Genomic DNA, 7,535 nt, shown 5'->3' with positions numbered 1-7,535 from the left:
CCCCACCCCGCCCCCCCCCCCCGCCCCCCCCCCCCCCCGGGGCGGGCCCCCCCCCCCCCCCCCCGGGGGGGGGGGGGGGGGGGGGGGGGGGGCCCCCCCCCCCCCCCAAGGGACGGTCAGCCCGCGTTCTCCTCCGGCGCACCGCACGGCGACACGCACGGCCCCTTGCGCCACCACTCCGGCAGCATCGCGATCGCCTCGTCCCCGAGCGGGTTCACACCCGGCCCCGCGGCCAGCGAGTGCCCGACGAGCACGTGCAGGCACTTCACCCGGTCCGGCATGCCGCCCGCGCTCGGGAAGCCCTCCAGCACCTCGATGGCGTCCCGCCGCGCGATGTAGTCCTCGTGCGCGGCCCGGTACGCCGCAGCCAGCTCGGGGTCGGTGCCGAGACGCTCGGTCATCTCCTTCATGACCCCGTTCGCCTCCAGCGTTCCGATCGCGGAAGCCGCACGCGGGCACGTCAGATAGAACGTCGTCGGGAACGGCGTACCGTCCTCCAGCCGGGGCTGCGTCTCGACCACGTCCGGGTTGCCGCACGGGCAGCGGTGCGCGATCGCGCGCAGCCCCCGCGGCGGGCGCCCCAGCTGCTGCTGGAACGCGGCGATGTCCGCGTCGGTGGGCGCGGTGGACTCGGTCTGGGGAGGGGGCGTTTCCATGCCTGCCTAGGGGTTCTGATCGGACTGCTCGAACTGCGGTTCTGCAGATGTGAAAGGAATGCGGCGGCTCAGCCGCGATCGGCGCTGTCGCCCCGGTCGGCGCTGTCGACGCCGTCCCACAGGTTGGAGTGCCACGGCCGGCCGGACTCCTCCGGCTGTCCGTTGCGCTCCTTGACCGCGTCGGGGTCGACCACGGTGTAGCCGGTCTCCCCGGGAAGAAGGTAGTGCAGGTGCTCACGGGCCAGCCGCTTGATGTAGGCGTCGTCCTGGAGCCGCGCCTTCTCGTCGCGCAGCTCCTCCGTACGGACCTCGGCCTCCTGCGCCAGCCGCTCCTGGTCGGCGATCTCGTCACGCTGCGACACGTACTGCCGCATCGGGTACGCGAGGGCGACAACCAGTGAGCAGACGATCAGGGCCAGGAAGGCGGCCCGGCCGGTGAGCCGGGAGCGGCGGGCCTGACGGCGGTTCTGGGACCGGTAGACGCGGGCTGCGGTCTGCTCGCCGAGCAATCGCAGCCGGGTCGCGGTGGAGAACCGGTCCCGGTCCTTCGCGGCCATGTCTCCGCCTCCCCATTACGCACGTCCGTCCCCGCACACGGTACGGGACCGAGTGCGGGGACGGACGGAGGCCGGGGCACTTGACCCCGCCGGGCTTTGCGGGCCCTTGCTGTACGTGTCAGCCCTTGAAGCGCGGGAACGCCGAGCGGCCGGCGTACACCGCGGCGTCGTCGAGGATCTCCTCGATGCGCAGCAGCTGGTTGTACTTGGCGACGCGGTCCGAGCGGGCCGGGGCGCCGGTCTTGATCTGGCCGCAGTTCACCGCGACCGCGAGGTCGGCGATGGTGACGTCCTCGGTCTCGCCGGAACGGTGCGACATCATGCACTTGAAGCCGTTGCGCTGCGCCAGCTCGACGGCGTCCAGGGTCTCGGTCAGCGAACCGATCTGGTTGACCTTGACGAGCAGGGCGTTGGCGGAGCCCTCCTCGATGCCGCGGGCCAGACGCTCCGGGTTGGTGACGAAGAGGTCGTCGCCGACGATCTGCACCTTGGCGCCGATCTTGTCGGTGATGACCTTCCAGCCGGCCCAGTCGTCCTCGTACAGCGGGTCCTCGATGGAGACCAGCGGGTACGCGGAGACGAGCTCCTCGTAGTACTCGGTCATCTCGGCGGCCGAGCGGGACTTGCCCTCGAACTCGTACTTGCCGTCCTTGTAGAACTCCGAGGCGGCGACGTCGAGCGCGAGCGCGATGTCCTTGCCCGGGGCGTAGCCGGCTTCCTTGATGGCCTCGACGATGAGGTCGAGCGCGGCGCGGTTCGACTCCAGGTTCGGCGCGAAGCCGCCCTCGTCACCGAGACCGGTGGACAGGCCCTTGGTCTTCAGGACCTTCTTCAGCGTGTGGTAGACCTCGGCGCCCCAGCGCAGGGCCTCGGAGAAGGACTCCGCGCCGATCGGGGCGATCATGAACTCCTGGATGTCCACGTTGGAGTCGGCGTGCGACCCACCGTTGAGGATGTTCATCATCGGGACGGGCAGCAGGTGCGCGTTCGGGCCACCGAGGTAGCGGAACAGCGGCAGGTCCGAGGCCTCGGAGGCGGCGTGGGCCACGGCGAGCGAGACGCCGAGGATGGCGTTGGCGCCGAGCGAGCCCTTGTTCTCCGTGGCGTCCAGGTCGAACATCGCCTGGTCGATCAGCCGCTGCTCGGTCGCGTCGTAACCGACGAGCTCCGGGCCGATCTGCTCGATCACGGCGAGGACGGCCTTCTCGACACCCTTGCCGTGGTAGCGGTTGGGGTCTCCGTCACGAAGCTCGATGGCCTCGAACGCACCGGTGGAGGCGCCGGACGGAACGGCAGCACGGCCCGTGCTGCCGTCGTCGAGGCCGACCTCGACCTCGACCGTGGGGTTTCCGCGGGAGTCGAGGATTTCCCTGGCTACGACGACGTCGATGGACGGCACGAGGCATCTCCTTCTGGGATATGACGCTGGTGGTGCAGGGTCGCTTTGGCCTTGCGACAAGAGCCTAACCGGCCGGGCCGCATCAACCGGCCGACCGCCCGTCCCCTGGGACGAAAAAGGACTCAAGGGCGGGCACAGCCGGACAAAGGGCCAGAATTTTACTGACGAGTAACTACAACAGTTGAACGATCACGCCGAAACCGGCCGACCCCGGCCCGGCACGCACGGGGGGAAGATGCGCACCGGACCGGGGCGGCCGGAGTGATTCGGCGAGGAGAGATCGCGACTACTTCGTCAGGTGGAGCTGCTGACCCGGGTAGATCAGGTCGGCGTCCGTGACGATGTCCTTGTTCAGCTTGAAGAGCTGCTCCCAGCCGCCCTTGACCTTGTGGTCGGCGGCGATCTTGCTCAGGGAGTCGCCGGTGACGACCTTGTACTCGCCGTCACCCTTCTCGACCTTCTTGCCGGTCGGGGTGGTGACGGTCTTCGACTCGGCCTTGGGGGCGGCCGAACGCTCCGAGCGGTTGGTGGCGGGGGCCTCGGCGCGCTCGGCCTTCTTCGGCTCGGCCTGCTGGACCGGCGCCGACTCCTGCTTCGGGGCGGTCTCCGTCTTGGCGGCGGAGGAGCCGGTGTCGACGCCCGGGTCGACACCGTCGTTGCTCAGGTTGCCGGCACCGGCACAGGACCAGGCGCCCGGGCCCTGCAGGTCGAGGAGCTTCTCGGCGACAGCGATCTGCTGGGCCTTGGTGGCCAGGTCGGCGCGGGCCGCGTACTGGGTGCCGCCGGCGGCGGCCCAGCTGGACTGCGAGAACTGCAGGCCGCCGTAGTAGCCGTTGCCGGTGTTGATGGACCAGTTGCCACCGGACTCGCACTGGGCGACGGCGTCCCACGTGGACACGGAGGCGGCGGAGGCGCCGGTGGCACCCATCAGGGGCACGGCGATGGCGGCACCGGTGACACCGGCGAGCGTGGCGATACGGACGGCCTTGGACGGGCGACGGTGCTTGTTGCCCTTGCTGTTGAGCAGCATCGAGACTTCTCCTCACCGACGCCTACGAGGTGAGCTGTCGGGTTCGGGCCAAGTGAGTTGCCCGGTCGCACGTCCTAGCGCACGACTTCACCCCAAGCCGGTCCTGGTGCGTCTTGCGACGACCGGGCCCGGCGCTTACCTGGGTCCCCCGCTCCTGCCTACGGCGCTTTACGCGTCTGTTCCCTTCGACCGACGGCAGGATTCGGCGTGACGGTCGACGGGGCCCGCGGTGCGAGCGGTTCCGACCGTAAACACACCCACCCCTCATATCCAAAGATGGACATACCGGATAAACAGCCCTTACTTGCATCCGAAGAAGCACTGTTTGCGCAGGTGGGAACGGCTGCGGCGGGACCTCCCGAACAAGACGCGCCAGTTCACGCGAAGAGACCCATGTCTCACTTGGTCAAAAGTGGGACATAGGCCTCTTAACTACCCCAACTTTTGGGGTGTTTTCAGCTGATCATCAGACCGCTCTCACTCGGCCTTCATGCCGAGATCAAGGCTCTGGCCAGGCAGGATGAGGTCCGGGTCGGAGCCCACCTCGGCCTTGTTGGCCTCGTACAGCCCGGTCCAGCCTCCCGGCAGCTTCTGTGCATCAGCAATCGACCAGAGGTTGTCGCCGGCGCGGACGGTGTACGTGCCGTCAGATGCCGGGGCGCCGGTGTCGCGTGCGCCACCGTCACCTCGCGAGGCGTGCCGCCCCGCATCCCGGTCGCCGCCGCCGCTCCGGGTCCCCTCGGGGGCCGGAGCGCCCCGGTGCTTGCCACCCTTCTCCTGCCCCCCGGAGGGGTCCTCCTCGGCGCCGGAGGCGTCCCCGGAGGGCGACGTGGAGGGCGTGGCGGAGGGTGCGGCCGACGGCGAGGCGGACGCGTCCGGCTTCCCGTTCCCGCCCTCCGTGTCGTCCGTGGCCCCGTCCGCGGGCGTCGTCGCGTCCGAGGACGCGTCGTCCGACGCGGCGGCGTCCCCGGAGGGGTCGCCCGCCTCGGACGGGTCCGTACTGCCGGCGGTGTCGTCGGCCGGGGCGCTGCCCGGGTCCACACCCGGCAGGCCGCTGTCCACGACGAGGCCCGAGATGACCGCACAGCTGGGCCACGCCTTCGGGCCCTGGTCCTCCAGGACCTTCTCCGCCACGGCGATCTGCTGCGAGCGGCTGGCGAGGTCCGCGCGCTCCGCGTACGAGTCACCGCCGTACGACTTCCAGACCTCCTGCGAGAACTGCAGGCCGCCGTAGTAGCCGTTGCCGAGGTCGGCGCTCCACATGCCGCCGCTCTCGCACTCGGCCACCCGGTCCCAGGTCGAGGCGTCGGCTGCGTGCGCGCCTGCCGCGCCGAGCAGCGGGATGGCGATGGCCGAACCGGTCACGCCTGCGGCGACGATGATCGCGGGTGCCTGCCGAGGGCGACGGTGTCTGCCGTTCGCGGAGCCCATGGGGATGCCTTCCGTGTGACTGACGAGTGACTGGTGAGTCGAACGGTGAACCTAGCGGGACTCGAACGTGTGTCACAAGTCGATGCAGCAGAGATCACGTGAAAGTCACAGAGTTGACAGAGTGTCACCTTCATCGGACACCGGCCCCGGGGTGAACTCCACGGGCAGCGTGCGCAGTCCGCGCATGATGAGCCCGCCACGCCACCGCAAATCGGCAGGTTCTCCCGCAAGTCGCAGGTCCGGAAGGCGTTTCAGGAGCGTGGCGAGGGCGGCCTGCCCCTCCAGCCGGGCAAGCGGTGCTCCCAGGCAGTAGTGGATTCCGTGACCGTAGCCGAGGTGCTGATTGTCACGCCGCGAGAGGTCCAACGTGTCCGGCCTGCGGAAGCGTTCCGGGTCCCGGTCGGCGGCCGCCAGCACGACGAGCACCGGGTCACCCTCGGCCACCCTCTGCCCGCCGATCGTCAGCGGCTCGATGGCGTACCGCCAGGTCGCCAGCTCCACCGGACCGTCGTACCGCAGCAGTTCCTCGACACCCGTGGCCAACAGCTCCGTCTCCCCCGCGGCCAGGGAACGCTGGAGCTGCGCCCGCTGCTCCGGGTGACCCAACAGGGTGTGGATGCTGTTGCCGATCAAGTTGACTGTGGTCTCAAAACCGGCGAAGAGGAGGATAAAGGCCATCGCGGCGGCCTCGTTCTCCGTCAGGTGCTCGCCGTGGTCGCTCGCCCGGATCAGCCCCGAGATCAGGTCGTCCCCCGGGTTCTCGCGCTTGCGGTGGATCAGTTCCAGGAGATAGCCACGCATCTTCTTCACGGAACGGGCCACCCCGCCGCGCGGGCCGCCGCCGTGGCGGATCATCATGCCCGCCCAGTCCCGGAAGTCGTCCTGGTCCTCGCTCGGAACGCCCAGCAGGTCGCAGATCGCGTAGATGGGGAGCGGGAAGGCGAACTCGTGGATGAGGTCCGCCTCCCCCTTCTCGACGAAACCGTCGATGAGCCGGTCGGTCAGCTCCTGCACACGCGGGGCGAACTCCGCGATGCGACGCGGAGTGAACGCCTTGGACACGAGGCGGCGCAGCCGGGTGTGGTCGGGCGGGTCGATGTTCAGCAGATGTGTCATCAACTCCGCCTTGCGCTCGCCCGGGATCCCCGTCTTCCCCTTGGTGTGCGCGGACCCGGCGTGGTGTGCCGGGTTCTTGGACAGCCGGCTGTCGGCGAGGGCCTCCCTGGCGTCCGCGTACCGCGTCACCAGCCAGGCCTCGACCCCGCTGGGCAGCGTGGTGCGGTGCACGGGACTGTGCTCGCGCAGCCAGGCGTAGGCGGGGTACGGATCGGTGGCGAACTCCCACGTGAAGAGTTCGGGCGCGGCGGGGGCCGTGTGGGCGGGGCAGCCGGTGGGGATGCGGTCGGAGCTGTCGTTCACCCCACGACGTTATCCGCTGCCGTCCGGCCGGCCCCGGCTGAGGCCCTCCGTCGCTACCCGACGCCCTCCGCCGCCCTGATGGCGTCCCGGTAGGCGCGGCCCGCTGCCCGCAGGGCGGCCTCCGGGTCGATGCCGTCCTCCTGGGCGCGCACGGCAAGGGCGAGGAGCCGGTAGCCGATGCCGTCGCCCTCGTCGCCGCCCTTGCTGTCGCCCTCGGGGAGTGCCACGTCGAGTCCGGCGGTACGGACCCGGCTTGCCAGCTTCGCGGCGAGGGCCAGGCCGGGCTGGCCGAGCGGCACCCCGTCGGTGACGGACTCGCGCTGCTTCTCGATCGCCTTCGTCCGCAGCCAGTGCGCGTGGACGTCCTCCGGCGTCTCGGCGGTCTCGTCGCCGAAGACGTGCGGATGGCGGTGGATCAGCTTCTCGACGAGCGTGGCCGCGACGTCGTCGACGGAGAACGACTCGTCCTCGTCCTCTTCCGCGATGCGCGCGTGGAAGACGACCTGGAGCAGTACGTCGCCGAGCTCCTCACGCAGTTCCTCGCGGTTGCCGTCCTCGATCGCCTCGACGAGTTCGTACGCCTCCTCGATGGCGTACTTGGCGAGGCCCTTGTGGGTCTTCTGCGAGGTCCAGGGGCATTCGATCCGGATCCGGTCCATGACCTGGACGAGGTCGAGGAGCCGGGCGCCGGGAAGATCGTACGAACCGGGGAGCAGCTCCAGGTTCGGCATCTGCACCCGTCCCGAGCCGGCCAGCCGGGCCAGTCCGTCGGTCAGCGGCTGGTTGCCCTCGCCGCCGGTGAGGACGACGACCGTCCGGCCGCCCGCGCACGCGCCCACGAGCTCCTGCGCGTCGGGCACACCGGGCGTGACGGTGATGCCCGCCTCGCGCAGATACGGCAGCTGCGGCTGGTCCTGCTCCCCGCAGTGCACCCGGTCGGCGGCGTGCAGTGTCTGCCAGGCGGGCCAGGACAGCAGTCCGGGCGCGACGCGGTGGCTGGCGGTGAGCAGGACGATGCGGCCGGGGTCTTCAGCGTTCACACC

7 protein-coding genes and 1 riboswitch are annotated in these 7,535 nt (G+C 70.2%); all 7 genes read right to left on the bottom strand.

Features of this window, described 5'->3' with window-relative positions:
* Positions 1 to 116: 116 nt before the first annotated feature.
* The gene (locus ABT025_RS29570; RefSeq protein WP_351001028.1) at positions 117 to 656 is read right to left on the bottom strand and encodes a DUF501 domain-containing protein; all 540 of its coding nucleotides are present in this window, start codon (positions 654 to 656) and stop codon (positions 117 to 119) included.
* 68 nt (positions 657 to 724) lie between these two features.
* Complete coding sequence (locus ABT025_RS29565) at positions 725 to 1,213, bottom strand: FtsB family cell division protein (RefSeq protein WP_351001025.1); 489 nt, start codon at positions 1,211 to 1,213, stop codon at positions 725 to 727.
* A 118-nt stretch (positions 1,214 to 1,331) separates the two neighbouring features.
* On the bottom strand, positions 1,332 to 2,612 hold the full coding sequence (gene eno / locus ABT025_RS29560; RefSeq protein WP_073738482.1) for a phosphopyruvate hydratase: 1,281 nt from the start codon (positions 2,610 to 2,612) through the stop codon (positions 1,332 to 1,334).
* A 286-nt stretch (positions 2,613 to 2,898) separates the two neighbouring features.
* Positions 2,899 to 3,642: a transglycosylase family protein gene (locus ABT025_RS29555; protein WP_351001021.1), complete on the bottom strand. Its 744-nt coding sequence runs from the start codon at positions 3,640 to 3,642 to the stop codon at positions 2,899 to 2,901.
* A gap of 4 nt (positions 3,643 to 3,646) precedes the next feature.
* A riboswitch (cyclic di-AMP (ydaO/yuaA leader) is annotated at positions 3,647 to 3,818 on the bottom strand.
* A gap of 301 nt (positions 3,819 to 4,119) precedes the next feature.
* The gene (locus ABT025_RS29550) at positions 4,120 to 5,073 is read right to left on the bottom strand and encodes a transglycosylase family protein (protein WP_351001018.1); all 954 of its coding nucleotides are present in this window, start codon (positions 5,071 to 5,073) and stop codon (positions 4,120 to 4,122) included.
* 105 nt (positions 5,074 to 5,178) lie between these two features.
* A complete protein-coding gene (locus ABT025_RS29545) occupies positions 5,179 to 6,492 on the bottom strand; it encodes a cytochrome P450 family protein (protein WP_351001015.1) in 1,314 nt (437 codons plus the stop codon).
* Between the two features lie 53 nt (positions 6,493 to 6,545).
* Positions 6,546 to 7,532, bottom strand: a complete 987-nt coding sequence (locus tag ABT025_RS29540) for a nucleoside triphosphate pyrophosphohydrolase (protein WP_351001012.1) — start codon at positions 7,530 to 7,532, stop codon at positions 6,546 to 6,548.
* Positions 7,533 to 7,535 lie beyond the last annotated feature (3 nt).

Source organism: Streptomyces sp. NPDC002809 (assembly GCF_040295435.1).
In the GTDB taxonomy this organism is placed as follows: Bacteria; Actinomycetota; Actinomycetes; order Streptomycetales; family Streptomycetaceae; genus Streptomyces.
Note: the sequence above shows the minus strand (reverse complement) of the source record. Positions and strands in the feature narration are given on the sequence as shown.

What these genes read in the sequence shown, in the direction of transcription:
- ABT025_RS29550 (WP_351001018.1), bottom strand. Translation starts at nt 5,073, where the DNA reads ATGGGCTCCGCGAACGGCAGACACCGTCGCCCTCGGCAGGCACCCGCG.
- ABT025_RS29570 (WP_351001028.1), bottom strand. Translation starts at nt 656, where the DNA reads ATGGAAACGCCCCCTCCCCAGACCGAGTCCACCGCGCCCACCGACGCG.
- ABT025_RS29555 (WP_351001021.1), bottom strand. Translation starts at nt 3,642, where the DNA reads ATGCTGCTCAACAGCAAGGGCAACAAGCACCGTCGCCCGTCCAAGGCC.
- ABT025_RS29565 (WP_351001025.1), bottom strand. Translation starts at nt 1,213, where the DNA reads ATGGCCGCGAAGGACCGGGACCGGTTCTCCACCGCGACCCGGCTGCGA.